The organism is Cupriavidus lacunae, assembly GCF_003353055.1.
GTDB lineage: Bacteria > Pseudomonadota > Gammaproteobacteria > Burkholderiales > Burkholderiaceae > Cupriavidus > Cupriavidus lacunae.
On sequence record NZ_QKWJ01000039.1, the window covers coordinates 1 to 26,986 of the forward strand.

Annotated in this window: 19 protein-coding genes and 1 pseudogene; 8 read left to right on the forward strand and 12 right to left on the reverse strand. The window is 67.8% G+C overall.

Translation table 11 applies throughout. The annotated features are described in order from the left end of the window. Positions 1–111: 111 nt before the first annotated feature. Positions 112–723: pseudogene (locus tag DN412_RS25300) on the reverse strand (helix-turn-helix transcriptional regulator); the annotation flags it as partial. A gap of 383 nt (positions 724–1,106) precedes the next feature. Between DN412_RS25300 and DN412_RS25305 the strand changes: the two are divergent. The 7 genes from DN412_RS25305 (at position 1,107) to DN412_RS25335 (ending at position 8,937) form a co-directional block, all read left to right on the forward strand. Next, complete coding sequence (locus DN412_RS25305; protein ID WP_115214092.1) at positions 1,107–2,303, forward strand: phosphoglycerate kinase; 1,197 nt, start codon at positions 1,107–1,109, stop codon at positions 2,301–2,303. A gap of 93 nt (positions 2,304–2,396) precedes the next feature. Beyond that, on the forward strand, positions 2,397–3,833 hold the full coding sequence (gene pyk, locus DN412_RS25310; RefSeq protein ID WP_115214093.1) for a pyruvate kinase: 1,437 nt from the start codon (positions 2,397–2,399) through the stop codon (positions 3,831–3,833). Positions 3,834–3,888: 55 nt separating this feature from the next. Continuing rightward, positions 3,889–4,953, forward strand: coding sequence for a class II fructose-bisphosphate aldolase (fba, locus tag DN412_RS25315; protein ID WP_078195366.1), 1,065 nt, complete (start codon positions 3,889–3,891; stop codon positions 4,951–4,953). 103 nt (positions 4,954–5,056) lie between these two features. After that, positions 5,057–5,965: a phosphoribosylaminoimidazolesuccinocarboxamide synthase gene (locus DN412_RS25320; RefSeq protein WP_115214094.1), complete on the forward strand. Its 909-nt coding sequence runs from the start codon at positions 5,057–5,059 to the stop codon at positions 5,963–5,965. 175 nt (positions 5,966–6,140) lie between these two features. Then, the gene (gene purE / locus DN412_RS25325; RefSeq protein WP_115214095.1) at positions 6,141–6,638 is read left to right on the forward strand and encodes a 5-(carboxyamino)imidazole ribonucleotide mutase; all 498 of its coding nucleotides are present in this window, start codon (positions 6,141–6,143) and stop codon (positions 6,636–6,638) included. 42 nt (positions 6,639–6,680) lie between these two features. After that, a complete protein-coding gene (locus tag DN412_RS25330) occupies positions 6,681–7,925 on the forward strand; it encodes a 5-(carboxyamino)imidazole ribonucleotide synthase (RefSeq protein ID WP_115214096.1) in 1,245 nt (414 codons plus the stop codon). Positions 7,926–7,947: 22 nt separating this feature from the next. Beyond that, on the forward strand, positions 7,948–8,937 hold the full coding sequence (locus DN412_RS25335) for an L-threonylcarbamoyladenylate synthase (RefSeq protein WP_115214097.1): 990 nt from the start codon (positions 7,948–7,950) through the stop codon (positions 8,935–8,937). An 818-nt stretch (positions 8,938–9,755) separates the two neighbouring features. On the opposite strand, the gene DN412_RS25340 is transcribed toward DN412_RS25335, so the two are convergent. The 7 genes from DN412_RS25340 to DN412_RS25370 all read right to left on the reverse strand — a co-directional run bounded on the left by DN412_RS25340 (position 9,756) and on the right by DN412_RS25370 (position 16,389). Beyond that, entirely contained in the window at positions 9,756–10,082 is a 327-nt protein-coding gene (locus DN412_RS25340; protein WP_115214098.1) for an AzlD domain-containing protein, read from the reverse strand. Next, on the reverse strand, positions 10,079–10,906 hold the full coding sequence (locus DN412_RS25345) for an AzlC family ABC transporter permease (protein WP_115214099.1): 828 nt from the start codon (positions 10,904–10,906) through the stop codon (positions 10,079–10,081). The genes DN412_RS25340 and DN412_RS25345 overlap by 4 nt, the downstream gene beginning before the upstream one ends. Before the next feature lie 209 nt (positions 10,907–11,115). Beyond that, a complete protein-coding gene (dacB, locus tag DN412_RS25350; protein ID WP_115214100.1) occupies positions 11,116–12,720 on the reverse strand; it encodes a D-alanyl-D-alanine carboxypeptidase/D-alanyl-D-alanine endopeptidase in 1,605 nt (534 codons plus the stop codon). Positions 12,721–12,768: 48 nt separating this feature from the next. Then, positions 12,769–13,344, reverse strand: a complete 576-nt coding sequence (locus tag DN412_RS25355; RefSeq protein WP_115214101.1) for a MarR family winged helix-turn-helix transcriptional regulator — start codon at positions 13,342–13,344, stop codon at positions 12,769–12,771. After that, positions 13,341–14,492: an ABC transporter substrate-binding protein gene (locus tag DN412_RS25360; protein ID WP_115214102.1), complete on the reverse strand. Its 1,152-nt coding sequence runs from the start codon at positions 14,490–14,492 to the stop codon at positions 13,341–13,343. Before DN412_RS25360 ends, DN412_RS25355 begins: the two co-directional genes overlap by 4 nt. 39 nt (positions 14,493–14,531) lie before the next feature. Further along, entirely contained in the window at positions 14,532–15,785 is a 1,254-nt protein-coding gene (locus tag DN412_RS25365; protein WP_115214103.1) for a flavin-dependent oxidoreductase, read from the reverse strand. A 151-nt stretch (positions 15,786–15,936) separates the two neighbouring features. Next, positions 15,937–16,389 (reverse strand): PACE efflux transporter, encoded by a 453-nt coding sequence (locus DN412_RS25370; RefSeq protein ID WP_115214104.1) that lies wholly within the window; start codon positions 16,387–16,389, stop codon positions 15,937–15,939. A gap of 109 nt (positions 16,390–16,498) precedes the next feature. Here DN412_RS25370 and DN412_RS25375 point away from each other — a divergent pair, with 109 nt between their 5' ends. Beyond that, the gene (locus DN412_RS25375) at positions 16,499–17,404 is read left to right on the forward strand and encodes a LysR family transcriptional regulator (RefSeq protein ID WP_078195378.1); all 906 of its coding nucleotides are present in this window, start codon (positions 16,499–16,501) and stop codon (positions 17,402–17,404) included. Here DN412_RS25375 and DN412_RS25380 read toward each other — a convergent pair. From DN412_RS25380 to DN412_RS25395, 4 genes are read right to left on the reverse strand one after another with little or no spacing between them, the layout of a single operon-like run. Beyond that, positions 17,391–18,893 carry an efflux transporter outer membrane subunit gene (locus DN412_RS25380; RefSeq protein WP_244222780.1) on the reverse strand — a complete coding sequence of 501 codons (1,503 nt, stop codon included), beginning with the start codon at positions 18,891–18,893 and terminating at the stop codon, positions 17,391–17,393. The genes DN412_RS25375 and DN412_RS25380 overlap by 14 nt on opposite strands. Positions 18,894–18,910: 17 nt before the next feature. Next, entirely contained in the window at positions 18,911–22,210 is a 3,300-nt protein-coding gene (locus DN412_RS25385) for an efflux RND transporter permease subunit (protein ID WP_115214105.1), read from the reverse strand. Beyond that, positions 22,207–25,368: an MdtB/MuxB family multidrug efflux RND transporter permease subunit gene (locus DN412_RS25390; protein ID WP_115214106.1), complete on the reverse strand. Its 3,162-nt coding sequence runs from the start codon at positions 25,366–25,368 to the stop codon at positions 22,207–22,209. Before DN412_RS25390 ends, DN412_RS25385 begins: the two co-directional genes overlap by 4 nt. A gap of 9 nt (positions 25,369–25,377) precedes the next feature. Beyond that, positions 25,378–26,844 (reverse strand): MdtA/MuxA family multidrug efflux RND transporter periplasmic adaptor subunit, encoded by a 1,467-nt coding sequence (locus DN412_RS25395; protein WP_115214107.1) that lies wholly within the window; start codon positions 26,842–26,844, stop codon positions 25,378–25,380. Positions 26,845–26,986 lie beyond the last annotated feature (142 nt).

Here is a 26,986-nt window from a genome sequence, read left to right on the forward strand (position 1 = left end):
CAGCGCAGCATCGCCGCGCTACGGCGCCGCGCGACTGCCCTTGGCTTCCAGATCCATCCCGTGGGGACAGCTTCATGATAATGGCCCCCTCACGGTAGTCGTCTTCAATTCGTTTCTCTGGAGCACCTGGCGCTGCGGCGAGAACACCAGCAGGGCGAAGTTGAGCCGCTCCACCAGCTGCGTCGACAGCCGCGCCAGCACCGTCAGCCCCAGAGTGCGGTCGCGCATCGCCATGGCGCTGCGCATATGCGGGATGACCCAGTCCATGCCGCTGGTGTCGGCGGTCGAGAACAGCGGCTGCGTGCGCGCGCGCTGCATCGAAAAATAGACTTCGTAGTGCGGCTGGCGCTCGACCAGGCAGGCCACGTAGGAGCGCAGGTCGTAGCGGTGGAAGAAATCGCGGTAGAACGGGTGGCGGGCCATGGTGCCTTCGCCCAGTTCGCGCGCGTCGATATACCAGTCGCCCGGCTGCAAGCGCGGCGCGAACCGCTTGGCCGGATCGATGGCCTGGTAATCCGATTCGTACTCGCTGAACAGCTCCGCCACCGGATTGACGATCTCGTTGACGGTGATCTGGTCACGCACCGTGTCCCAGACCATCATCGAGGCATGTGCCGTGCCCGCCAGTTCCGTCAGGGCGCGCAGGCTGTTCTGCCAGGTTCCGGGATCGAGAATGCCCTCGTACAAGCCACGGATCGCTCCGTGCATATCGGCTTCTTTCATCTGACTTACCCCTTGCATTCGCGACAGATAATGCGCGGCGCCGGCCGTGCGTCCGCCCGCACACCGTCATCCTTTATTGTTCTGGCTGCTTGCTATTGGCCGCCCGTTGTCATGGCCGTTTCTGAGACCGGCTCTGGGGTTCCTGCGTGTCTGTTGTAGCAGACGTTACATACATTACCGCACTCGGGGGGTATGCGGGAAATGGGAGCGACCCTTCTTTCGTGGGGGTATGGACTCGTCGGGGCGAGGGCGCGCCGTGTGATTGTGATTTTCAGGGCGCATCACTGGTCCGCCACGGTCCGGAATCGGTAAAGCGTTGATCGTGATCAGGTAAAATGCCTGTTTCCCCGAATTTGCAGCGAAATCTCGCGCCATCCACCGTCATGACCTCTGTCCTGCGTCTTTCCGATCTGATTTCCCAAGGCAAAATCTCCGGCAAGCGGGTGTTCATCCGCGCCGACCTGAACGTGCCACAGGACGACGCCGGCAATATCACCGAGGACACCCGCATCCGCGCTTCCGTGCCCGCCATCGAGGCCTGCCTGGCCGCCGGCGCCGCGGTGATGGTCACGTCCCACCTGGGCCGCCCGACCGAGGGCGAGTTCAAGCCCGAGGACTCGCTGGCGCCGATCGCCACGCGCCTGTCGGAGTTGCTGGGCAAGCCGGTCAGGCTGGTGCAGAACTGGGTCGACGGCGTCGACGTGGCGCCGGGCCAGGTGGTGCTGCTGGAAAACTGCCGCGTGAACAAGGGTGAAAAGAAGAACAGCGACGAACTGGCCCAGAAGATGGCCAAGCTGTGTGACGTCTACGTGAACGACGCCTTCGGCACCGCCCACCGCGCCGAAGCCACCACCCACGGCATCGCCAAGTACGCCCCGATCGCCTGCGCCGGCCCGCTGCTGGCCGCCGAGATCGACGCGCTGGGCAAGGCGCTGGGCCAGCCCGCGCGCCCGCTGGTGGCGATCGTGGCCGGCTCCAAGGTCTCGACCAAGCTGACCATCCTGAAGTCGCTGGCCGACAAGGTCGACAACCTGATCGTCGGCGGCGGCATCGCCAATACCTTCATGCTGGCCGCCGGACTGAAGATCGGCAAGTCGCTGGCCGAAGCCGACCTGGTCGGCGACGCCAAGGCGATCATCGACATCATGGCCGCCCGTGGCGCCTCGGTGCCGATCCCGGTCGACGTGGTGTGCGCCAAGGAATTCAGCGCCAACGCCGCGGCCACGGTCAAGGACGTCAAGGACGTGACCGATGACGAAATGATCCTGGACATCGGTCCAAAGACCGCCGCCATGCTGGCCGAGCAACTGAAGGCCGCAGGCACCATCGTCTGGAACGGCCCGGTCGGCGTGTTCGAATTCGACCAGTTCGGCAATGGCACCAAGGTGCTGGCCCAGGCCATCGCTGAATCGAAGGCATTCTCGATCGCCGGCGGCGGCGACACGCTGGCCGCGATCGCCAAGTACGGCATTGCCGACCGCGTGGGTTATATCTCCACCGGCGGCGGCGCTTTCCTGGAATTCCTGGAGGGCAAGAAGCTGCCCGCATTCGAAGTGCTGGAGCAGCGCGCCGCAGGCTGACGCATCCGTCCCGGGCCTGGCGGTGCCCCAGCGGCCCGCCGGTCCGCGCTAGTGGGCCCCTGGGCCATTGGCCCTGAACCAGGAAATCCGCGCATGACTCGTTCCACCAAGATCGTCGCCACCATCGGCCCCGCCTCCAGCTCGCTGGAAATCCTGACCCGCATGATCGCGGCGGGGGTCGACGTGGTGCGGCTGAACTTTTCGCATGGCACCGCCCAGGACCACCTCGACCGCGCCCGGCTGGTGCGCGAGGCGGCGCAGGCATGCGGGCGCGAAGTCGCCATCATGGCCGACCTGCAGGGGCCCAAGATCCGCGTGGGCAAGTTCGAGCACGGCAAGATCACGCTCAAGCCGGGCGACCCGTTCATCCTCGATTCGAACTGCCAGCTCGGCAACGAGCAGCGCGCCGGCCTGGACTACCAGGACCTGCCGCGCGACGTCGGCCCGGGCGACCTGCTGCTGCTCAACGACGGCCTGATCGTGCTGGTGGTGGAGCGCGTGCTCGGCAGCGAGATCTTCACCACCGTGCGCGTGGGCGGCGAGCTGTCCAACAACAAGGGCATCAACCGCCAGGGCGGCGGGCTGTCGGCGCCGGCGCTGACCGCCAAGGACATGGACGACATCAAGACCGCCATGGCCCTGGGCGCGGACTACGTCGCCGTCAGCTTCCCCAAGAACGCCACCGACATGGAAATGGCGCGCCAGCTGGCCGCCGTGGCCGGCCAGCCGCACGGCCACCGGGCCCGCATGATCGCCAAGATCGAGCGCGCCGAGGCCATCCGTCCGGGCGTGCTGGAAGAAATCCTGCAAGCCTCCGACGGCATCATGGTGGCGCGCGGCGACCTGGCTGTGGAGGTGGGCAACGCAGCCGTGCCGGCGCTGCAGAAGCGCATGATCAAGCTGGCGCGCGAGGCCAACAAGCTGACCATCACCGCCACCCAGATGATGGAGAGCATGATCGTCAATCCGGTGCCCACGCGCGCCGAGGTCTCGGACGTGGCCAACGCCGTGCTGGACGGCACCGACGCGGTGATGCTGTCGGCCGAGACCGCCGCCGGGCGCTACCCGGTGGAGACCGTCGAGGCCATGGCCGCGGTCTGCGTCGAGGCCGAGAAGTCCGAGGTGGTGCAGCTCGACACCGATTTCCTGAACCAGACCTTTTCGCGCATCGACCAGTCGGTGGCGATGGGGGCGCTGTTCACGGCCTATCATTTGCAGGTGAAGGCGATTGCCGCGCTGACCGATTCCGGCGCCACGGCTTTGTGGATGAGCCGCCACCGCATCCATGTGCCGATCTATGCGATGACGCCCAACCTGGCCTCGCAGCGCAAGATGCAGCTGTACCGCAACGTGGTGCCGCTGCCGCTGCAGTCCAGCGCCGACCGCGACACCGCGCTGGAGCAGGCCGAGGAACTGCTGCTGGCGCAGGGCGTGGTGCAGCGCGGCGATTTCATCGTGCTGACCATTGGCGAGCCGATGGGCCAGCCGGGCGGCACCAATACCCTGAAGATCGTCAGGGTGGGCAGCTGAGGACGCCGACAAAAAAATAAGCGGAAGACACCCCATTTTTATTTAGGAGTTAGACATGCCACTCGTTTCGATGCGCCAGCTGCTGGATCACGCTGCCGAGAACAGCTACGGCCTGCCGGCCTTCAACGTCAACAACCTCGAGCAAGTGCAGGCCATCATGCAGGCCGCCGACGAGGTCAACGCCCCGGTGATCATGCAAGCCTCGGCAGGCGCGCGCAAATACGCCGGTGAGCATTTCCTGCGCCACCTGATCGAAGCCGCCGTAGAGGCTTATCCCCATATCCCGGTGGTGATGCACCAGGACCACGGCCAGTCGCCGGCGATCTGCCAGGGCGCGATCGACCTGGGCTTCTCGTCGGTGATGATGGACGGCTCTCTGCGCGAAGACGGCAAGACCCCGGCCGAGTACGAATACAACATCGACGTCACCCGCAAGGTGGTGGCGCTGGCCCACGCCGTCGGCGTGACCGTGGAAGGCGAACTGGGCTGCCTGGGCTCGCTGGAAACCGGTGAAGCCGGCGAAGAAGACGGCATCGGCGCCGTCGGCGTGCTGGATCACTCCATGCTGCTGACCGATCCCGAGCAGGCCGCCGACTTCGTCAAGGCCACCCAGCTGGACGCCCTGGCCATCGCCATCGGCACCTCGCACGGCGCCTACAAGTTCACCCGCAAGCCCACCGGCGACATCCTGGCGATCAGCCGCATCAAGGAAATCCACGCCCGCATCCCCAACACCCACCTGGTGATGCACGGCTCGTCGTCCGTTCCGCAGGAACTGCTGGAAGAGATTCGTCAGTTCGGCGGCGACATGAAGGAAACCTACGGCGTGCCGGTCGAGGAAATCCAGGAAGCGATCAAGTACGGCGTGCGCAAGATCAACATCGACACCGACATCCGCCTGGCCATGACCGGCGCGATCCGCCGCTTCCTTGCCGAGAACCCGGGCAAGTTCGACCCGCGCGAGTACCTGAAGCCGGCCCGCGAAGCCGCCAAGCTGGTGTGCAAGGCGCGCTACATCGCCTTTGGCTGCGAAGGCCAGGCCAGCAAGATCAAGCCGGTCGGCCTGACCGACGTCGCACAGCAGTACAAGTCGGGCAAGCTGGCGCAGGTCGTGCAGTAATGTCCCTTGTCCGCCTTCCGCGCAAGGGGAAGGCGGGTTGCAGTTCCGGCCGCCGCGGCACGCATCCAGCGCCCGGCGGCTTCGCCGTTTTATCGGAACCATCATGTCCAACGCTCTCTACCAGTCCTCCATCAATTCGCTGCCGCTGCTGGGCCACGGCAAGGTGCGCGACAACTATGCCGTCGGCGATGACAAGCTGCTGATCGTCACCACCGACCGCCTGTCGGCGTTCGACGTCATCATGGGCGAGCCGATCCCCGACAAGGGCCGCGTGCTGAACCAGATGGCCAACTTCTGGTTCAAGAAGCTCGCGCACATCGTGCCGAACCACGAGACCGGCATCGCGCCCGAGACCGTGGTAGCGGCCGGGGAAGTGGAGCAGGTCAAGGGCCGCGCCGTGGTGGTCAAGCGCCTGAAGCCGATCCTGGTCGAGGCCGTGGTACGCGGCTACCTTGCCGGCAGTGGCTGGAAGGATTACCAGGCTACCGGCAAGGTGTGCGGCATCGAACTGCCGCCGGGCCTGCAGAACGCGCAGAAGCTGCCCGAGCCGATCTTCACGCCGGCGGCCAAGGCCGAGATGGGCGAGCACGACGAGAACATCTCATTCACCGAGGTCGAGGCCCGCATCGGCATCGCGCTGGCGCGCCAGATGCGCGAGATCTCGATCCGCCTGTACAAGGAAGCGGCCGAGTTCGCGGCCACGCGCGGCATTATCATCGCCGACACCAAGTTCGAGTTCGGCCTGGACGACAACGGCGTGCTGACGCTGATGGACGAGGTGCTGACCGCCGATTCGTCGCGCTTCTGGCCGGCCGATTCGTACCAGGTGGGCACCAACCCGCCGTCGTTCGACAAGCAGTTCGTGCGCGACTGGCTGGAAGCCGTGCGCATCGACGGCAAGCCCTGGCCCAAGACCGCGCCGGCGCCGCAACTGCCCGACGACGTGATCGAGAAGACCGCCGCCAAGTACCGTGAAGCGCTGACGCGCCTGACGGGCGAAGAACTGAATTAAAGTTTCGTTGCCACCGGCTTTCCAAAAGCCAACGGTGTTCTCCCTCTCCCCTCAGCGGGAGAGGGCCGGGGAGAGGGGTGGTTTAGCAAGGTGCCACGCGTCGAGAAGCGCTGGCCCTCTCCCCCGGCCCCTCTCCCGCAAGCGGGAGAGGGGAGCAAACAAGAAGGATCTTGAAGTGAGCAATACTCAAAAGCCGCTGGTCGGCGTAGTGATGGGCAGCAGTTCCGACTGGGACGTGATGCAGCACGCGGTGGCCATGCTGAAGGATTTCGGCGTGCCGTTCGAGGCCCAGGTGGTATCCGCGCACCGCATGGCGGACGATATGTTCCGCTATGCCGAGAGCGCGCGCAGCCGCGGCATCCGCGCCATCATCGCCGGCGCCGGCGGGGCCGCGCACCTGCCCGGCATGATCGCCGCCAAGACCATCGTGCCGGTGTTCGGCGTGCCGGTGCCGTCCAAGTACCTGCGCGGCGAGGATTCGCTGCTGTCGATCGTGCAGATGCCCAAGGGCGTGCCGGTGGCCACCTTCGCCATCGGCGAGGCGGGTGCCGCCAATGCCGCGCTGCACGCGATCGCCACGCTGGCCACCACCGACGAGGCGCTGGCCGCCGCGCTGGAAGCGTTCCGCGCCAGGCAGACCGAAGCCGCGCGCGCGATGACTTTGCCGCTGTAATGCTGCCGCTGTAACCATCCGGACCTCCCACGGAACCGAGCAATGCCTACCGATATCCATCCCTACCTCTCCGAAGCCCACACGCCGGAATCGCGCGCCGAGTTCGGCGTCGACCGCCCCGACGCGCCCATCCTGCCCGGTGCGTGGCTCGGCATGCTGGGCGGCGGCCAGCTTGGCCGCATGTTCACGCATGCGGCGCAGGCGATGGGATATCGCGTGTGCGTGCTCGACCCGGACCAGGACAGCCCGGCGGGCTCGGTGGCGGACAAGCATATCTGTGCGCATTACACCGACGAGGCCGCGCTCGCCGAGATGGGCAAGCTGTGCCAGGCGGTGAGCACCGAGTTCGAGAACGTGCCGTCGCTGTCGCTGGACCGGCTGGAGCAGCTGGGCGCCTTTGTCGCGCCGCGCGGCTACTGCGTGTCGATCGCGCAGAACCGCATCGGCGAGAAGAAGTTCTTTGCCGCGTGCGCCGAGCGCACCGGCGTGTCGCCGGCTCCGCACTGGGTGATCCAGCACGATGCCGATATCGACCAGCTGCCCGACCACGTGCTGCCCGGCATCCTCAAGACCGCGCGCATGGGCTACGACGGCAAGGGCCAGGCGCGCGTGAAGACGCGCGACGATGTGCGCGCCGCGTGGAACGCTATGCAGCACGTGCCATGCGTGCTGGAGCAGATGCTGCCGCTGGCCTATGAGGTGTCGGTGCTGGCCGCGCGTGCCGCGGACGGCTCCACCGCCACCTGGCCGCTGGCCGAGAACGTGCATCGCGACGGCATCCTGTTCTCGACGGAAATGCCGTCGACCAGCGTTTCGCCCGACATTGCCGACTGCGCGCGCGCCGCGGCCGCCGCCATTGCCACCGAGATGGGCTACGTGGGCGTGCTGTGCATCGAGTTCTTCGTGCTGACCGATGGCTCGCTGGTCGCCAACGAGATGGCACCGCGCCCGCACAACTCCGGCCATATCACCATGGACGCGTGCGAAACCAGCCAGTTCGAGCAGCAGGTGCGTGCCATGGCGCGGCTGCCGCTGGGCAGCACGCGCCAGCACTCGGCCGGCAAGATGCTGAATCTGCTGGGCGACGTGTGGTTCGAGTTCGGCCTGGAGCGCACCCCTGCCTGGGACGAAGTGGTGGGGCAGCCCGGCGCCAAGCTGCACCTGTACGGCAAGAGCGATGCGCGCCCGTCGCGCAAGATGGGGCACGTCAACTGCGTCGGCGAACATGCCGAAGCGGCCGACGCCGCCTTTGCCGCCGCCGCGCAGGCGCTGCACATTCCGCTCTGAAGCTATAGCTCCAAGGATCACGATGTCGCAGCGCATGCCCACGGCCGCTGAACTGGACGAAGCCGTCCGCCTGCTCGAGGCCGGGCAACTGGTCGCCTTTCCCACTGAAACCGTCTACGGGCTCGGCGCCGACGCCGAGAACCCCGAGGCGGTCGCCCGCATCTTCGCGCTCAAGGGCCGGCCGTCGAACCATCCGGTGATCGTCCACGTGGTGGACGGCGCCGATATCGGCTACTGGACCGACGAGGTCCCCGAGGCCGCGCGGCAGCTGATCGACGCCTTCTGGCCCGGCCCGCTGACGCTGATTCTCAAGCGCGCCGCGCATATCCACCCGGCCGTTGCCGGCGGCCAGGACAGCATCGGCGTGCGGTGCCCCTCGCACCCGGTGGCGCAGGCGCTGCTGGCGCGCTTCAAGCGCGGCCGCGGCGGCATTGCCGCGCCATCGGCCAACAAATTCGGCCAGGTCAGTCCGACCACCGCGCAGCATGTGCGCGATGAATTCGGCGATGCGGTCTATGTGCTGGAAGGCGATGGCGTGGAGGTGGGGATCGAATCGACCATCGTCGACCTGTCGCGGCTGGACCAGGGCATCGGCCCGGTGCTGCTGCGTCCGGGAGCGATCACCGCGGCGATGATGGCGCAGGTACTGGGTGCGCCGCCGCTGCCGCCCGATGCCGCGGCACCGCGGGCTTCCGGGACGCTCAAGGCCCACTACGCACCGCATACGCCGCTGCTGATGGCCGATGCGCAAGCCGCTTCGGCGCAGTTGGCCTCGCTGCCGGACGATGCACGCGTGGCGTGGGTCGGGCGGGCGCCGCTGGTGGACCAGCGTTGTACCTGGGTGCAGGCGCCGAATGATGCGGTTGCCTATGCGCGGGAGCTGTACCGGCTGCTGCGCAAGCTGGACAAGCAGGGCTATACGCAGTTGATGTTCGAGGTGTTACCGGAGGGGCAGGACTGGGCTGGGGTGCGGGATCGGTTGGAGCGGGCGGCGGCGGCGTTTGGGGGGTGAGGTGGGCTTTCTGCTCGTTGGTCTGGGTAGGTAGGTCGGATTCGATGTTGTCGTAGGATTAAGCGCCTGGTTCCGCCCTGCTGGGCGGGTCACTTTTTGTCCGAGCGACAAAAAGTAACCAAAAAGCGCGTCGCCTCTGGCGGCTGGCCATCCATTTCACGGTGTTGGTGGTTCGAGCGGTGGTGATTTCCGTTCGATGTGGTCGGTGGTTCGAGCCTGCTACGCACCCTGTCCGGTGCCTACGTCGACGGACTATTGGACGAACCCGACTTTAGGCTATTGGCAGCCTGCTAACGAGGTTATCGGTAGGACGCCTTCGGCTGCGCTGCGCGCACTCAGTATCGTAGGTCGGGTGCTCGGGCACGGAGTGCGTTGCTGCGCTCGCACGGGGCTGTCGTATTGCCGGGCAAAAAGCGCAAATCGGGACGTGGTCGTCCGCCTGCCACGTTAGGGCCGGCGCGAAGCGCAGCCGAAGGCGTCCCACCGACGCGGTACTTAGTAGGCTGCCAACCGCCTAAAGTCGGGTTCGTCCAATAGTCCGTCGATGTGGGCACCGGACAGGGTGCGTAGCAGGCCCGAACCACCAGCCACGCCAAACGGCAAGCACCGGCGCCCGAACCACCCCCACCACCAAATTGGTGGCCAGCCGCCTGAGGCGACGCGTTTTTTGGTTACTTTTTGTCGCTCGGACAAAAAGTGACCCGCCCAGCAGGGCGGAACCAGGCGGTCAAACCTACGACAACATCGAACCCGACCTACCTACCCAAGCAAGCCAACGAGCAAGGAGCCCCACCACCTACGCCGACGAAACAGCCCCCTTACCCCCCCAGCAACCTCAGCGCCGTATAAACCGCCATCCCCACCAGAATCATCCCCACCATCTTCCGGGTCAGCACGTAGAACAACGTCGCAGCAATCCCCGCCATCAGCTTGTAGTTGGTAAGCGCCAGCGTGAAATGCCCCTGCCAGGTCATCAGGTCCGGCAGGATGATCGCCGCCAACGCGGCCGCCGGCGCATAGCGCAAAGCCCGCGCGATGCGGTCGGGCACGGTGACATGCTCGCCGGCCATCAGGAACAGCGCGCGCGTGACGATGGTGACGACCGCCATGCCGAGGATGGCGATCCAGATCTCGAGATGGCTCATGCGCGGTCTCCCGGCTGTGCGTCCGATGCGCAAGCGTTGGTGACTTCGGTGGCCTTGGTCTTGCGCCGGCGGATGCCGCGCAGCGCGGCGCGTGCGGCCAGGTCGTCGCTGGCCATGCCGGCCGCGATCGCGCCCACCACCGCGACCACCAGGCTGAGCCGGTACGGCAAGTCAAAGCACAGCAGCGCCAGCACCGCCGACACCACCACCGCCAGCAGCGTCGAGCGCGAGTTGATGGTGGCGATCATCACCGGGATCAGCGCCATGGTGCCGGCCAGCCCCAGTCCCCAGCTGTCCGGGAACAGGCTGGCCAGCACGATGCCGATGATCGACGACACCTGCCACATGCAGAAGTTGGTCAGCGCCATGCCCCAGAAATAGCCTTCCTTGCCGGGCTCGTAGCCGGGGGTGCTGTACTTCTGCAGGAAGTAGACGAAATGCAGGTCGCCGTTGAACGAGCCCAGGATTGTGCGCCGCCACAGCGGCAGGTAGCTGAAGTGCGGCTGCATGCCGGCGCTGAAGATCACGAAGCGCAGGTTGACCACGGCCGCGGTCAGCCAGATCGTCCATAGCGGCAGGCCCGCGGCGAACAGCGGCAGCACCGCCAGCTGCGCCGAGCCGGCATAGACCAGCAGCGACATGCCGATGGCTTCGGGCACGGTCATCACGGATTTGCTCATCGCCACGCCGGTCACCAGGCCCCAGGAGAACACCGCGGGCAGGGAAGGGGCAAAGAAGCGCGCGCCGTCGATAAAGCCGGCGCGTTCGGCGGGTGCGAAGCGATGCCAGAGGCGCAACCACACCGCGGGTTGTCGGGAAGTCATGTCAGCGGAAGAGGGGGCAATGCAGGCCCGGGGCCGAGGGCCGGCCCGGAAGGCTGCCGCCGCAGGACGCGGCCGGCACCCTGGCATTATAGGGTGGGATCGCGCGCTGGTAAGTGGCTGCTTAACAAAATGCGGCCGCAGCGTTGGCGGCAGGCCACGGCGCGGCGCCGTGGCCTGCCGCCAGGTGCTTCAGGGAGCCTTGAGAACCCTCAAGGTGCGCCGCGGTACACCCACTGCAGCAGCGCGTCGTGGGCTTCCTGCGCCTGTGCGGCGTTGGGATGGTTGATCATGCTCACCACCACGTAGCGGCCGCCGTCGGCGGCATCCACATAGCCGGCCAGCGCACGCACATCGGCCAGCGTGCCGGTCTTCAGGTAGCCGTTGCCGGCCGCATTGGCGCGCGTCAGGCGGTTGCGCAGCGTGCCGTCGACGCCCAGCACCGGCAGCGAATCGATCAGCGCGGGGCCGACGTTGCTGGCCGCTGCCTGCTGCAGCAGGCGTGCCATGTCGTAGGCGCTGATACGTTCCGCGCGCGACAGGCCCGAGCCGTTGTCCAGCACCAGGCCGGGCATGTCCAGCCCCTGGCGCGCCAGCCAGCGCTGCACCACGCGGCTCGAGCGCGCCGTGCTGGCCGGGCCGCCGCGGTCGATCTCGGCGCCGATGGTCAGGAACAGCTGGCGTGCCATCACGTTGTTGGAGTACTTGTTGATGTCGCGCACGATATCCGCCAGCGGCAGGCCGTAGTGGCGCGCCAGCAGCACCGCGCCGCGCGGCACCTTGCCGCTGCGCAGCCCGGGCAAGTGGGCAAAGCGCCCGCCGGCGCGCTGCCACTCGGCGACAAAGCCGCCCCAGGTGAATTCCGCGTGCGACAGCGTTGCGATATTGAGCACGTGCTCGCCGCAGTCGCTGGCGTAGGCGCCCGAGAACGAGGCCAGCACGGTGCCGTCGGCTTGCGGCAGCACGGCCGGGTTGGCGCTGCTCTGCCAGTCGCCGCAGCGGCCGTTGGTCAGTGTCAGCCGGTTGTCCAGCTTGAGCTGGGCCAGCTCAGGCGTGACGCTGACCGCCACGGTCCGGGTGGCCGGGTCCGGCGTCAGCGTGAACGACAGCGTCTTGAACGCATAGAGCAGCGCGTCCGGGCCGACGTTGTAGGCACGCTGCGCCTCGCCGTCGATGGTGCCGTTGCCGTCCAGGCCATCGGCAAAGTAGCTGCGGTCCAGCACCAGGTCGCCATTGATGGCGGTGGCGCCCGCGGCGCGCGCCTTGGCCACCAGCTTGGCCATTTCCTCGGGTACCAGCTTGGGATCCCCGTGGCCGCGCAGGTAGACGTTGCCATCGATGGTGCCGTCGAAGCCAGGCTGGGCGTCGGCGTAAAGCGAGGTCTGCCAGCGGTAGTCGGGCCCCAGCAACTGCAGCCCGGCGAAGGTGGTGACCAGCTTCATGGTCGAGGCCGGGTTCATCGGCTGCTGCGCGTTCCAGCTGGCGCGGGCAGTGCCGGCGCCCAGCCTGATCACGTAGAAGCTGGCCGCCGAAGCCGGCACGCCGGCCCGGCGCAACGCCGCGGCCACTGGCGCCGGCACGCCGGCGCTTACCAGCGCCGCATCGGCCGCCGCCTTCGGAGCTTTTGCGGATTTGGCGGCCTTAGCCGCCTTGGCGGGCGGCCTGGCTTGCGCCGGGGTGAGTGCCGGACCGCCGGCCAGCAGCACGGCGGCAAGGATGGGCGAGAGCAGTGGCGACAGGCGGCGCAGCAGGGCGCCGGGTCGCGATGCATGAGGCGATGGGCTAGGCGCGGCGATTGTTCTTGGCATGGCGGCCATGTTAACGCATGGCCGCCGGCAAGCGGATGACAGGTTTCCGGATTACCCTCAGTCCGCGCGCGGCGGCGCCAGCCGTGCCAGCAGCGACTTCAGCGTGGCCTGCTCGGCCTCGGTCAGCGCCGAGCCAGCGTGAGCGTCGTGCGCCACCACCGCCTGCGTGGCGGCTTCCAGCGTGCGGCGCCCGGCCGTGGTCAACACCAGGCTGTAGGCGCGCCGGTCGCCCGGTGCCGGGCGGCGCGCCACCAGGTTCATCTCTTCCAGCGCATCGACCAGCAGCACCGCGCCCGAGCGCGCGATGCCCAGGATCTGCGCCAGCTCGGTCAGCTTCAGGTGCGGGTTGCGCGAGATGATCACCAGCGCCGAGAAGCGCGGCGGCGTGATCTGCCATTGCGCCAGCGAATGGACGAAGTCTTCGTAGATGCGGATCTGCGCGCGGCGGATGGCGTAGCCGATCAGGTTGTCGAGCACGCCATAGTCGACGTTCGGCACATGCGGATCGAAGCCGGCATCGGCACCGCCGCTGGCGGCCGGGTCCGGCGCGAGCGGGTCCCGCGCCTTGCGCCGCGCGGGCGCGGCGGTGGTGCCGGGGGCGGCGGGCGGTGTGCCGGATGCGTCAGGGCTCATTTGAGCAGTTTCCAGTTGCCGTTCTCGATAGTCAGCATAACGCGCCCGCGCTGGTCGAAGCCATAGTGGTCTTGCCCACTGTAATTCAGCACGCCGTGTGAAACCACGATGTCGCGCTCGGTCTCCAGGGCCTGGCGCAGCGCCTGGCGGAAGGCCGGCGTCCCCGGCCTGGCGTGCCTGAGCGCCACCGGCACGATGCGTTCCAGCACCAGCCCGGCATCGTAGGCGTGGGCGCCGAACTGGGTGCGGCTGTCGGCCCCGTATTGCTTTTCATACCGGGTGACGTAGTCGAGCCCCGGCTTGCGCACCGGGTCGCCCGCGGGCAACTGCTCCGGCACGATCACCGGCCCGGCCGGCAGGATCGCGCCATTGACCAGGCGCCCGCCGATGCGGATCAGGTCCTTGGTGGCCGCGCCGTGGGTCTGGTAGATGGTGCCGCCGTAGCCGCGCTCGCGCAGCGCGGTGTGCGGCAGCGCGGCGCCGGTGCCGGCGCCGGCGATCAGGATGGCATCGGGTTTGGCGGCAATCAGCTTGATGGCCAGCGCGGTCACGCTGGTATCGGCGCGGCCGTAGCGCTCGGTGGCGATCAGGCGGATGCCGTTGGCCGTGGCGGCTTCGGTGAAGTCCTTCAGCCAGGTCTCGCCATAGGCGTCGGCAAAGCCGATAAAGCCGATGGTCTTGACGCCGTTGGTCTTGGCGGTGGCAGCCACGGCATTGGCCATCAGCCGCACCGGCTGCGCCAGCCGGAAGGTCCAGGCGCCGCGCCCGGGCTTCAGTTCAATCGGCGAGAACGCCAGCTGCACGGTCTGGGCTTCATCGGCCACCTCGGCAATGGCGATCGATGGCGCCACCGCGGACGAGCCCAGGATGATGTCGACCTTGTCCTCGGAGACAAAGCGGCGCGCCACCTTGGCGCCCTGCGTGGGGTCCGAGGCATCGTCCAGCACGATGTAGCGCACGGCCTCGCCGACGATCTTCTGCGGCAGGTAGGCCAGCGAATTCTTCTGCGGGATGCCCAGCGACGCCGACGGGCCGGTGGTGGACAGGCTGACGCCGACGGTGATGTCGGCGAGCGCGCTGCCGGCGCTGAGGGCGAGGGCCGCGGCCAGTGCAAGGCGGGCCAGCTTGGTGGTGGTCAGGGGCGCCATGGTGTCTCCTCTCCCGATGGTCTTGTTGTAGTTCATGCCTTACCGGCTGCCCTGCATCGACTGCCGGTCGAATCCCGCCAGCTGCTTGTAGCGCAGCGAAATCGCCTCCAGTTCCGCGCGCGGGATCACCTGTTCGATATCGGCAAAGCCCTGCGGCGCGCGCGCCTCGGCCAGCTGCATCACCTGCTCGGGCCCGTTCATGCGGTTGCGCAGCACGATGCCGGCGGTGCGCGGCAGGCGCTCGGCCTCGTATTCGCGCAGCGCGTAGGCGGTGTCGGGCGTGCCCAGCAGGCTGTCGACCAGGTAGCGGGCATCCAGGATGGCCTGCGCGCTGCCGTTCGAGCCGATCGGGTACATCGGGTGCGCGGCGTCGCCCAGCAGCGTGACGCGGTCGAAGGTCCAGCGCGGCAGCGGGTCTTTGTCGACCATCGGGAACTCATAGATGGCGTCGGCGCCATCGATCAGCGCGGGGATGTCGATCCAGTCCCACTGCCAGTCGGCAAAGGCGGCGCGGAACACCGATTTGTCGACCTGCTTGTTCCAGTCGCTGCGCGGCGGGGTATCGGGCACGCTGTCGGGCACGCGCAGCTCGGCAATCCAGTTGACCAGCGAGCGGCCCTGGCGGCGCAGCGGTTCCGAGATGGGATAGGCCACGAACTTCTGGTCCTGGTGCCCGGCCATGAACATCGAGCGGCCGTCCAGGTAGGGCGGCGCCTCGGTGACCGCGCGCCACAGCAGGCGGCGCGAGAAGCGCGGCAGGTCGCCGGTGGGATAGAAGTGGCGGCGCACCGCCGAGTGGATGCCGTCCGCGCCGACCAGCACATCGGCGCTGGCCTCTACCTCGGCATTGTCGCTGCGCCGGCGCAGCGCGAAGCGCGCCTGGCCACGCGCGCCGGTGTCCAGCACGGTCTCGAAGCCATGGCCGGTATGTACGGCACTGGCGCCCAGGCGCTCGACCACGGTGCGGTGCAGCAGCATCTGGAATTCGCCGCGATGGCTCGAGAACTGAGGCCAGTCATAGCCGGCCGCGAGCCCGCGCGGTTCATGCCAGATGCGCTGGCCCAGCTTGTTGTAGTAGGAGAGGGACGAGGTCTCGATGGCGATGTCGGCCAGTGCGTCGCGCAGTCCCAGCTCCGACAGGATGCGCACCGCGTGTGGCAGCAGGTTGATACCCACGCCCAGCGGCCGCAGCGTTTCGCTGGCCTCCCAGACCTCGGCCTCGATGCCGTGGTGGTGGCACAGCAGCGCCAGCGTCAGTCCGCCGATACCGCCACCGGCGATTGCGATCTTCATGGTGTCTCCCCGCGTGCAGGTTGCGCCAGATACGCAAACGCAGGCGCGTTGCATCCGGTCTGATTGTTACGGAGTATAACAATTCGACCAGTCGCGACAAGACGGAAAAGACCCCCGGAGTGATGCCTCCGGGGTCGGGAAAAACCCGCGCTCAGCCGATCGCGGCGCCTTCCGGCTTGGCTTGTGCCTTCAGCGAAGGCACCGGGAAGACAATGTCGTACAGCCAGTTGTACACCAGCGCGTAGACCATGTAGAAGCCGGCCACGGCGATGTCCATGATGAGCGCGTCGACCAGGCTGATGCCCAAGTACCAGGCCACCGACGGCAGGAACACGATCAGCAGGCCCAGTTCGAACAGCACGGCGTGCAGCACGCGCACCGGCACCGACTTGCGCAGCTGGCCGGTGTAACGCAGCATGCCCTTGTCGAACAGCACGTTGTACAGGTAGTTCCAGCCAGTGGCGATCAGCGAGGCGACCGCGCCGATCACGCCCATCTCGTGCAGTTCGTAGCCGAAGGCCCAGCTGGCCAGCGGGGCAAAAATCAACAGGCCGACCACCTCGAAGCCGACGGCATGGCGGATCCGGTCCCAGGTATTGCGCATGATTGCTCCTTGCGGGTAAAACGCGATGGAGCCTAGTCTATCTGCTGGGCAGGGATTGCCAAGTTGGATACTATCGGTCTAACAGATAGACGCATCGATAAAGATCCTTATGAGCCTCTCCATCGAGCAATTGCAGGCTTTCGTCGCGGCGGCCGATACCGGCTCGTTCTCGGCCGCCGCGCGCCGGCTGGGCAAGGCGCAGTCGGTGGTCAGCGCGGCGGTGTCCAACCTAGAGATCGACGCCGGCAACGCGCTGTTCGACCGCTCCGGCCGTTATCCGGTACTGACCCCGGCAGGCGAGCGGCTGCTGGCCGAGGCGCGCGTGATCCTGGAGCGCTGCGAGCATTTCCGCGGGGTGGCCAAGAGCCTGGGCGAGGGCGTGGAGACGCGGCTGGTGCTGGCGGTCGATGAGCTGTATCCCGAAGAGACCCTGGGCATGCTGCTCGAAGAGTTCTCCAGCCGCTTCCCGGCGGTGGAGCTGGAGCTGCTGTTTCCGCTGATGGAGGACGTCAGCCGGCTGGTGCTCGAAGGCGGTGCCGACCTCGGCATCATGTGGCGGCAGGAGGTGCTGCCGCCGGCGCTGGGCTTCCATGCGCTGGGCTGGGTGCCAATGCAGATCCTGTGCGCGCCCGAGCATCCGCTGGCCGGCCAGCGCGTGGACTGGGAGGAACTCAAGCGCTACCGCCAGCTGATGGTCGCGACCCGCACCGACAGCGAAGAGAAGATGCGCCTGCGCGTGGCCGCCGACGTGTGGTGGGTGGAAAGCCAGTGGGTGATCGTGGAACTGGTCAAGCGCGGGCTGGGCTGGGCCTTCGTGCCGTGGCACGTGGTGGCCAATTCGCCGGCCGCGGCGCAGCTGGTGTCGCCGCCGCTGGCGTTCCAGCAGCAGGACTGGCCGGTGGCGATGGAACTGGTCTGGCACAAGCAGCGGCCGCTGGGCAAGGCCGCCACCTGGCTGCGCGAGCGCATCTGCCGGCAGCCGCTGCCGCGCGCGCCGGCGGCTAGCGCTGGCTGATGGGCTGACTGGCGGGCTGACTGGCGGGCTGCTCCATGCCGCCCTGTGCCGATCCGGCCTGCGCGCCGGGCGCGTGCCAGCCGCCACCCAGGGCCTTGATCAGCACCACTGCCGCCGTGTACTGGCGGCCGGTGATCGACAGCGCGGTGCGCTCGGCGGTGTAGGCGCTGGTCTGCGCCGTCAGCACGTCGAGCAGGCCCGCGGTGCCGGCGCGGTAGCGGTTGTTCACCAGCGCCAGCGCCTCGCGCGCCGAGCGCAGCGCGTCGTTCTGCACCACCGCTTCCTGTTCCAGCAGCCGCTGCGCGGCGAGGTTGTCCTCGACTTCCTGGAACGCGCCCAGCACGGTCTGGCGGTAGTTGGCCACGGTCTGGTCGTAGGCGGCCACCGCCTGCGCCTTGGCTGCGCTGCGCAGGCCGCCGTCGAACAGCGTGCCGGCCAGCCCGCCGCCGATCGACCAGATCCGGTCCGGCAGCGACATCCAGCGCGCCAGCGTGCTGGCGGTGAGGCCGCCGCTGGCCGACAGCGACAGGGTCGGGTAGTAGGCCGCCTGCGCCACGCCGATCTGCGCATTGGCCGAGGCCATGCGGCGCTCGGCCGCGCCGATGTCGGGGCGGCGCTCCAGCAACTGCGACGGCACCGCGGCCGGCACGCGCGGCGGCGCGTCGCCGAAGTCGCCGGCTGCCAGCGTCAGGGCCGCCGGCGGCTTGCCGACCAGGACAGCGATGGCGTGCTCCAGTTGCGCGCGCGTGATCTGGATGTCGATCTGCTGCGCCTGCGCGCTCTTGAGCTGCGTTTCGGACTGCAGCACGTCCGAGCGCTGCGCGGTGCCGGCGGCGTACTGGTTCTGCACCAGCTGCAGCGACTTCTGGTAATCCGCCACGGTGCGCTCCAGCAGCGCCTTCTGCGCATCGGCCACGCGCAGCAGGAAGTAGCTCTGCGCCAGCGTCGCCTGCGTCGACAAGAGCGTCGAGGCCAGGTCGGCCTGGCTGGCCTTCGCGCTGGCCTCGCTGCTTTCCACCTGGCGCCGCACGCGGCCCCAGACGTCGATTTCCCAGGTCGCGCCCAGGGTCACGTTCTGCCCGTTGAGCGTATTGCCGCTGGCGCCGCGCGCGCGCGAGGCGCCGGCCTGCGCGTCGACGGTCGGGAAGAAGCCCGCGCGCGCGGCCTGCAGCGATGCCACTGCCTGCCGGTACTGCGCTTCGGCGGCCTTGATGTTCTGGTTCGAGACCTGTACCTGCGACATCAGCGCGTCGAGCTGCGCATCGCCGAACACCGTCCACCAGTCGGCGCGCGCCAGTGCATCCTGCGGCTCGGCGGGCTTCCAGTCGCCGGTCCAGGCGGGGGTGCCGGCATCGGCCTCCTTGAACGATTCGGACACCGGTGCGTCAGGGCGCTTGTAGTCGGGGCCGACGGCGCAGCCGGCCAGCAGCAGCGCGCAGGCCAGCGGCAGCGGGAGGGCGTGGGTCAGGAGGCGGGAAAAAACTTTCATGTCGAGTCTTCGCAAATCTAGACGGCGGCCGGCTGGTCCGGTGTACGGGTACCGCGGCGGCGCTGGCGCCATGCCTTTACCTTCAGGCGCCAGCGGTCCAGCGTCAGGTAGACCACCGGCGTGGTGTACAGGGTCAGCAGCTGGCTTACCGCCAGGCCGCCGACGATCGAGATGCCCAGCGGCGCGCGCAGCTCTGCGCCGTCGCCGTGGCCGATCGCCAGCGGCACCGCGCCCAGCAGCGCGGCCATGGTGGTCATCAGGATCGGCCGGAAGCGCAGCAGGCAGGCGCGATGGATCGCGTCACGCGGCGACAGCCCCTCGCGCCGCTCGGCGTCGATGGCAAAGTCGATCATCATGATCGCGTTCTTCTTGACGATGCCGATCAGCAGGATCACGCCGATCAGCGCAATGATGCTGAACTCGGTCTTCGAGGCCAGCAATGCCAGCAGCGCGCCGACGCCGGCCGAGGGCAGCGTCGACAGGATCGTCAGCGGGTGTACGTAGCTTTCATACAGCACGCCCAGCACGATATAGATCGTGATCAGCGCGGCCAGGATCAGGATCGGCTGGCTCTTGAGCGAATCCTGGAACGCCTTGGCGCCGCCCTGGAAGTTGGCCTGCAGGGTTTCGGGCACGCCGATGCGGGCCATCTCGGCCTTGACGGCATCGGTGGCCTGCGACAGCGAGTAGCCTTCGGCCAGGTTGAACGAGATGGTCGATGCCGCGAACTGGCCCTGGTGGTTCACGCCCAACGGCGTGCTGGTCGGCTCCACCTTCGCGAAGGCCGACAGCGGCACGCGGCGCCCGTTGCCGGTGACCACATAGACGTCCTGCAGCGCGTGCGGCCCCTGCAGGTATTCCGGGCTCAGCTCCATCACCACGCGATACTGGTTGAGCGGGTGGTAGATGGTGGACACCAGCCGCTGGCCGAAGGCGTCGTTGAGCACCGCGTCGATCTGCTGCGCCGTCACGCCAAGCTTGGATGCCGTATCGCGATCGATGATGACCGAGGTCTGCAGCCCCTTGTCGTTGGTGTCGGTATCGACGTCCTCGAGCCCCTTCAGGTTCGATATTGCCGCCCGCACCTTGGGCTCCCACTCGCGCAACACATTCAGGTCATCGGACTGCAACGTGAACTGATACTGCGAACTGCTTTGCCGGCCGCCGATGCGGATGTCCTGCACCGATTGCAGGAACAAGCTTGCACCGGGCTCCTTGGCCAGCTTGATGCGCAGCCGCGCGATGACGGCATCGGCGGTTTCCTCGCGCTCCGTGAGTGGCTTGAGCGTGACGAACATCTGCCCGGTATTGCGTTGCGAGCCGCCGGTGAAGCCGGTCACGTTGACCACGGCCGGATCGGACTGGACGATCTTGATAAAGCTGTCGAGCTTGCCGCGCATGGCCTGGAACGAGGTGGCCTGGTCGGCGCGGATAAAGCCGATCAGCCGTCCGGTGTCCTGCTGCGGGAAGAAGCCCTTGGGCACGATCACGTACAGCCACACATTGAGCGCGATGGTGGCCAGCAGCACCAGCCACACGATGGCGCTGTAGCGCAGCGCTACCCCCAGCGTGCGCGCGTAGCCGTCGTGCATCCACTTGAAGACGCGCTCGCTGGCGCGGAAGAAGCGGCCCTCTTTTTCGGGCTCGATGGGGCGCAGCAGGCGCGCGCACATCATCGGCGTGGTTGTCAGCGATACCACCAGCGAAACCAGGATGGCCACCGACAGCGTGATGGCGAATTCCTGGAACAGGCGCCCGACAATGCCGCCCATCATCAGCAGCGGGATAAACACCGCGATCAGCGACAGGCTCATCGACAGCACCGTAAAGCCCACTTCGCGCGCGCCGCGCAGCGCGGCCGCGAGCGGCTTCATGCCTTCCTCGATATGGCGCGAGATATTCTCCAGCACCACGATGGCGTCATCGACCACGAAGCCGGTGGCAATGGTCAGCGCCATCAACGACAGGTTGTTCAGCGAGAACCCTGCCAGGTACATCACCGAGAACGTGCCGATCAGCGAAACCGGCACCGCCACGCTGGGAATGAGGGTGGCGCGTACATTGCGCAGGAACAGGAACACCACCATGATCACCAGCGCCACCGAGATCATCAGCGTGTGCTCGACTTCACGCAGCGAGGCCCGGATGGTGGGCGTGCGGTCCATCATCACATCCATCGAGATGGTGGCCGGGATCATCTTCTGCAGCTGCGGCAGCATCTCGTTGACGCGGTCGACCGTCTCGATGATGTTGGCGCCCGGCGAGCGGTTGAGCACCAGCAGCACCGATGGCTTGCCGTTGGCGGAGCCGGCGTTGCGGATGTCCTGCACCGAGTCGACCACATTGGCTACGTCCGACAGGCGCACCGGCACGGCAAAGGCGTTGGGGCCACTGGTGGCGCTCTTGCCGCCGGTCGCGCCGCTGGTGATGGTGGTGGTGCCGCTGCTGGTGGTGAGCGTGGTCACCGTCACGCCGTTGACGACCTTGGTGCTGACGCCGCCGCTGGCCGTCGCGCTGGCCGTGCTCGCGATCAGCGCGCCGGCCGAGGCCGACGAGAATGTGCCTGGTGTGGCGTAGCGGATGATCAGCGGCATGTAGTCCTCCGCCTTCATCGCCTGGTCGTTGGCGTAGACCTGCCAGTTATTGGTGTTGTTCTCCAGCGTGCCCAGCGGCCGGTTGGCATTGGTCGCGCTGATGGTGTTGCGCACGTCTTCCAGCGAGACGCCGTACTTGTTGAGCGCGGTGGGGTTCAGTTCCACCCGCACCGCCGGCAGCGAAGCGCCGCCGATGGTGACCTGGCCCACGCCTTCCACCTGCGACAGCTTCTGCGCGAGGATGGTCGAGGCCGCGTCGTAGAGCTGGCCGCGCGTCATGGTCGGCGAGGTCAGCCCGATGATCATGATCGGCGCGTCGGCCGGATTGACCTTGCGGTAGGTCGGATTGCTGGGCAGGCTGGTGGGCAGCGTGGCGCGCGAGGCGTTGATGGCCGCCTGCACATCGCGCGCCGCGCCGTCGATATTGCGCGACAGGTCGAACTGCAGCGTGACGCGCGTCGAGCCCAGCGAGCTGCTGGAGGTGATTTCCGTCACGCCGGCGATCGTGCCCAGCGCCCGTTCCAGCGGCGTGGCCACGGTGGCGGCCATGGTCTCCGGACTGGCGCCGGGCAGCGAGGCCGACACCGAGATGGTCGGGAAGTCCACCTGCGGCAGCGGCGACACCGGCAGCAGGCGCAGCGCGGCCAGGCCCGCCAGCAGGATGCCGATGGTCAGCAGCGCGGTCGCGACCGGCCGGTGGATGAAGGCGGCGGACAGGTTCATCGCGCCCCCGGCCCCTGCGGCAGCGTGGGTGGCGCCGAAGGGGGCTCGTCGCCTGTGCCGCCTTCTTCCGGATCACCGAAGCGGCGCTTGCGCCAGGCCTTCATGCGGTAAGCGATACGGTCGAACGCCAGGTAGATGACCGGCGTGGTGAACAGCGTCAGCACCTGGCTGACCAGCAGGCCGCCCACCATTGTCACGCCCAGCGGGTGGCGCAGCTCGGAGCCGATGCCGGTGCCCAGCATCAGCGGCAGCGCCGCCAGCAGGGCCGCCATGGTGGTCATCAGGATCGGGCGGAAGCGCAGCAGGCAGGCCTGGAAGATCGCATCGCGCGGCGCCATGCCGCCTTCGCGCTCGGCCTCGAGCGCGAAGTCGATCATCATGATGGCGTTCTTCTTGACGATACCGATCAGCAGGATGATGCCGATGATCGCGATAATGCCCAGGTCCTGCCGCGCCACCAGCAGCGCCAGCAGCGCGCCGACGCCGGCCGACGGCAGCGTGGACAGGATGGTCACCGGGTGGATGGTGCTCTCATACAGCACGCCCAGCACGATATACATCGTCACCACCGCCGCCAGGATCAGCCACAGCGTGTTGGACAGCGAGGCGCGGAACGCCAGCGCCGCGCCCTGGAATTCGGTCTGCATCGAGATCGGCAGCCCAAGCTCCTGTTCCACCTTGGTGATCTTGTCTACCGCCGCGCCCAGCGATTCGCCGGGCGCCAGGTTGAACGAGATGGTCGCGGCCGGGAACTGGCCCTGGTGGTTGATCACCAGCGGGCCGGTGCGCTCGGTGATGCGGGCGAACGCGCCCAGCGGCACCTGTCCGCCTGACGACGACGGCAGCCGCAGTTCCGACAGCGACTGCGGGCCGGTGCGGAAGCCGGGCATGGTTTCCAGCACCACGCGGTACTGGCTGGACTGCGTGAAGATGGTGGACACCAGCCGCTGGCCGAAGGCGCTGTAGAGCGCGCTGTCGATCACCGCGGTGGTGATGCCGAAGCGCGCGGCGGCGTCGCGGTCGATCTCCACGTAGGCGCGCAGGCCGTTGTTCTGCTGGTCGCTGGCCACGTCGCGCAGTTCGGGCTCCTGCTTCAGGCGCTCTACCAGCCGGGGCACCCAGGTCGCCAGCGTGACGGGGTCGGGGTCCTCGACGGTGAACTGGTATTGCGTGCGCGAGACGCGGTCTTCAATAGTCAGGTCCTGCACTGGCTGCATGTACAGCGATACGCCGCCGAGCTTTTCCACCGACTGTTGCAGCCGCTGCGTGACCACGCTGATCGAATCGCGCTCGCCCTTGGGCTTGAGGTTGATCAGCATGCGCCCGGTGTTGAGCGTGGTGTTGGTGCCGTCGACGCCGATAAAGGACGAAAGGCTGTCCACCGCCGGGTCTTCCAGCACCACCTTGGCCACGGCTTCCTGCTTGCGGCCCATGGCCGCGAACGAGGTGGTCTGCGACGCCTCGGTGATGCCCTGGATCACGCCGGTGTCCTGCACCGGGAAAAAGCCCTTGGGCACCAGCAGGTAGAGCAGCACGGTCAGCACGAGCGTGGCAACCGCCACGATCAGCGTCGACTTCTGGCGGTCCAGCACCCATTCGAGCGCAACGCCGTAGCGGTGGATCACGTTGTCGAAGAAGTGGCCGGCGGCGCGGTGGAAGCGCGACTGCTCGGCTTCCGGCACGTGCCTGAGCAGGCGCGCGCACATCATCGGCGTAAGCGTCAGCGAGACCACCGCCGAGATCAGGATCGACACCGCCAGCGTGATGGCGAATTCGCGGAACAGGCGCCCGACCACATCGCCCATGAACAGCAGCGGGATCAGCACGGCCACCAGCGAAAACGTCAGCGAGATGATGGTGAAGCCGATCTGCTTCGAGCCCTTGAGCGCGGCTTCCATCGGGGGATCGCCGTCCTCGATGTAGCGCATGATGTTCTCGATCATGACGATGGCGTCGTCCACCACGAAGCCGGTGGCGATGGTCAGCGCCATCAGCGTCAGGTTGTTGATCGAGAATCCCGCCAGGTACATCACGCCGAAGGTGCCGACCAGCGACAGCGGCACCGCCACGCCCGGGATGATGGTGGCGGACACATTGCGCAGGAAGACGAAGATCACCATCACCACCAGCGCGATCGCCAGCAGCAGTTCGAACTCCACGTCATGCACCGACGCGCGGATGGTGGTGGTGCGGTCGGTCAGCAGCTGCACGTGCACCGACGCCGGCAGCGCATTCTGCAGCTGGGGCAGCATCGCCTTGATGCGGTCCACCACCTCGATCACGTTGGCGCCGGGTTGGCGCTGGATGTTCAGCACGATGGCCGGGTCGGTGTTGGCCCATGCCGCCAGGCGGCTGTTCTCGGCGCCGTCGACGATATCGGCCACGTCGGTGATGCGGATGGGCGCGCCGTTCTGGTAGGCGATGATGATCTGCCGGTACTCGTCGGCCGACTTGAGCTGGTCGTTGGCGTCAATGGTGGAGGCGCGCGCCGGCCCGTCGAAGCTGCCCTTGGCACCGTTGACGTTGGCCGCGCCGATGGCGGTGCGCAGGTCGTCGATCGACAGGCCCAGCGCCGCCAGCGCGGTCGGGTTGGCCTGGATGCGCACGGCCGGCCGCTGGCCGCCGCTGATGGTCACCAGGCCTACGCCCTGGATCTGCGAGATCTTCTGCGCCACGCGCGTATCGACCATGTCCTGCAGCTTGGGCAGCGGCATGGTGTCCGAGGTCATGGCAATGGTCATGATCGGCGCGTCGGCCGGATTGACCTTGCTGTAGACCGGCGGCATCGGCAGGTCGGCCGGCAGCAGGTTGCCGCCGGCATTGATGGCGGCCTGCACTTCCTGCTCGGCCACGTCGAGCGAGAGCGTCAGCTCGAACTGCAGCGTGATTACCGACGCGCCGCCCGACGAGGACGACGACATCTGCTTGAGCCCCGGCATCTGGCCGAACTGCCGCTCCAGCGGCGCCGTGATCGACGAGGTCATCACATCGGGGCTCGCGCCCGGATAGAGCGTGGTGACCTGGATGGTCGGGTAGTCCACCTCGGGCAGCGCCGACAGCGGCAGCAGGCGGTAGGCCACCAGCCCGGACAGCAGGATGGCCAGCATCAGCAGCGCCGTGGCGACCGGGCGCTCGATGAAGAGGCGAGAGGGGTTCATGCGCGGTCCTTACTGCGGCTGGCGGCCGGGGCCGTCGGCGCCCGGTGCGCTGGCGGCCGCGTCGCGATGGCGGCGATGCTCGCCGGCCGCGCCGGAAGCACCGGACGCCGCGGCCCCGCTGGCGTCGGCGTGCGCGCCGCTGGCAGCGCCGTCCCGGTTGCGCCGGCCGCGCCCGCGCGGCTGGCTGGCCGGCACCAGCGCGGCGGCGCGCGCGGCCGGATCGACGGCTTCGACGGTCATGCCTTCCTTGAGGCGGTCGGCGCCGTCCACCACCACGCGCTGGCCGGGTTCCAGGCCCTTGAGCACCGCGTTGCGGCTGCCGTCGCCCGGGCCGAGCGTGACCACCTGCACCTTGACCTTGCTGGCATCGTCCACGGTGTAGACAAAGGTGCCCTGCTGGCCGCGCTGGATCGCGGCCACCGGGATCACGGTGGCGTCCCTGAGCGTATCGACGCGCGTGCGCACGTTGACGAACTGGTTGGGGAACAGCATGCCGTCTTCATTGGGGAAGACCGCCTTGAGCTTGACCGTGCCGGTGGTGGTGTCGATCTGGTTGTCGGTGGTCAGCAGCGTGCCTTCGCCCAGCTGGTTGCGCACCTGGCGGTCCCAGGCCTGTACCGGCAGCTTCTCGCCGGCATTGAGCTTCTTCAGCACCGAGGGCAGGTTGTCCTCGGGGATGGTGTACATCACCGCGATGGGCTGGATCTGCGTGATCAGCGCGATGCCGTTGGTGTCGCTGGTATTGACGATATTGCCCGGGTCCACCTGGCGCAGGCCGATGCGGCCCGACACCGGCGCCACGATCCTGGTGTAGCCCAGCTGCAGGCGCGCGTTGGCGACATTGCCCTGGTCGGTCTTGACCACGCCCTCGTACTGGCGCACCAGCGCGTCCTGGGTATCGACCTGCTGCTTGGAGATCGAGTCCTGGCCCAGCAGGGTGCGATAGCGCTGCTGGTCCAGCCTGGCGTTCTGCAGCAGCGCCTGGTCGCGCGCCAGCTGGCCCGCGGCCTGGTCCAGCGCCGCCTGGAACGGGCGCGGGTCGATCTCGGCCAGCACGTCGCCGCCCTTGACCATCTGGCCTTCCTTGAACAGCACACTCAGCAGCGGCCCGGACACCTGCGCGCGCACGGTGACGTTGGACACGGGGGTGACATTGCCCAGGCCGTTGAGCACCACGTCCATATCGCGCCTGGCCACGGTGGCGACCACCACCGGCGAGCGCGGCGCGCCAGCACCACCGGGGCCACCGCGGGCGCCCGGGCCGCTGGCGCCACGCTGCGCGCCGGCTGTCCCGGCCGCCCCGGCCGGCGCCTGGTCACGGTGGGCATGCCAGTACCAGGCGCCCCCGGCGAGCAGCAGCACCAGCACGCCGGCGATCAGCGGGCGCCGGCCGGTGCGGCGCGGCGGGGTGCCCTCGGGCGGACGCGAAGACGGGGTCGGGGAGGGAGTAGGTTGGCCTTGTTCGGGGTTGGACATGTCCGCAATCCTGGGGCCGGCGCGCGCGGCGCGCCGGCAATGTTCGGTCTGGCAAGTGACGATGCATGCAGTATGCCGCAACGCCAGGTGTGCCGGCCACGTCGCGTGGGAGGGCACGCCGCGGGGTGGCCGGCAGGCCGGA

Bases quoted from the DNA above. Each gene is read 5' to 3' on its own strand.
- DN412_RS25360 (WP_115214102.1), bottom strand. From the start codon at position 14,492: ATGGCGCCCCTGACCACCACCAAGCTGGCCCGCCTTGCACTGGCCGCG.
- pyk (WP_115214093.1), top strand. From the start codon at position 2,397: ATGACTCGTTCCACCAAGATCGTCGCCACCATCGGCCCCGCCTCCAGC.
- dacB (WP_115214100.1), bottom strand. From the start codon at position 12,720: ATGGCCGCCATGCCAAGAACAATCGCCGCGCCTAGCCCATCGCCTCAT.
- DN412_RS25380 (WP_244222780.1), bottom strand. From the start codon at position 18,893: ATGAAAGTTTTTTCCCGCCTCCTGACCCACGCCCTCCCGCTGCCGCTG.
- DN412_RS25320 (WP_115214094.1), top strand. From the start codon at position 5,057: ATGTCCAACGCTCTCTACCAGTCCTCCATCAATTCGCTGCCGCTGCTG.
- DN412_RS25340 (WP_115214098.1), bottom strand. From the start codon at position 10,082: ATGAGCCATCTCGAGATCTGGATCGCCATCCTCGGCATGGCGGTCGTC.
- DN412_RS25385 (WP_115214105.1), bottom strand. From the start codon at position 22,210: ATGAACCTGTCCGCCGCCTTCATCCACCGGCCGGTCGCGACCGCGCTG.
- DN412_RS25355 (WP_115214101.1), bottom strand. From the start codon at position 13,344: ATGAGCCCTGACGCATCCGGCACACCGCCCGCCGCCCCCGGCACCACC.
- DN412_RS25390 (WP_115214106.1), bottom strand. From the start codon at position 25,368: ATGAACCCCTCTCGCCTCTTCATCGAGCGCCCGGTCGCCACGGCGCTG.
- DN412_RS25330 (WP_115214096.1), top strand. From the start codon at position 6,681: ATGCCTACCGATATCCATCCCTACCTCTCCGAAGCCCACACGCCGGAA.
- DN412_RS25345 (WP_115214099.1), bottom strand. From the start codon at position 10,906: ATGACTTCCCGACAACCCGCGGTGTGGTTGCGCCTCTGGCATCGCTTC.
- fba (WP_078195366.1), top strand. From the start codon at position 3,889: ATGCCACTCGTTTCGATGCGCCAGCTGCTGGATCACGCTGCCGAGAAC.
- DN412_RS25375 (WP_078195378.1), top strand. From the start codon at position 16,499: ATGAGCCTCTCCATCGAGCAATTGCAGGCTTTCGTCGCGGCGGCCGAT.
- DN412_RS25305 (WP_115214092.1), top strand. From the start codon at position 1,107: ATGACCTCTGTCCTGCGTCTTTCCGATCTGATTTCCCAAGGCAAAATC.
- DN412_RS25365 (WP_115214103.1), bottom strand. From the start codon at position 15,785: ATGAAGATCGCAATCGCCGGTGGCGGTATCGGCGGACTGACGCTGGCG.
- DN412_RS25370 (WP_115214104.1), bottom strand. From the start codon at position 16,389: ATGCGCAATACCTGGGACCGGATCCGCCATGCCGTCGGCTTCGAGGTG.
- DN412_RS25335 (WP_115214097.1), top strand. From the start codon at position 7,948: ATGTCGCAGCGCATGCCCACGGCCGCTGAACTGGACGAAGCCGTCCGC.
- DN412_RS25395 (WP_115214107.1), bottom strand. From the start codon at position 26,844: ATGTCCAACCCCGAACAAGGCCAACCTACTCCCTCCCCGACCCCGTCT.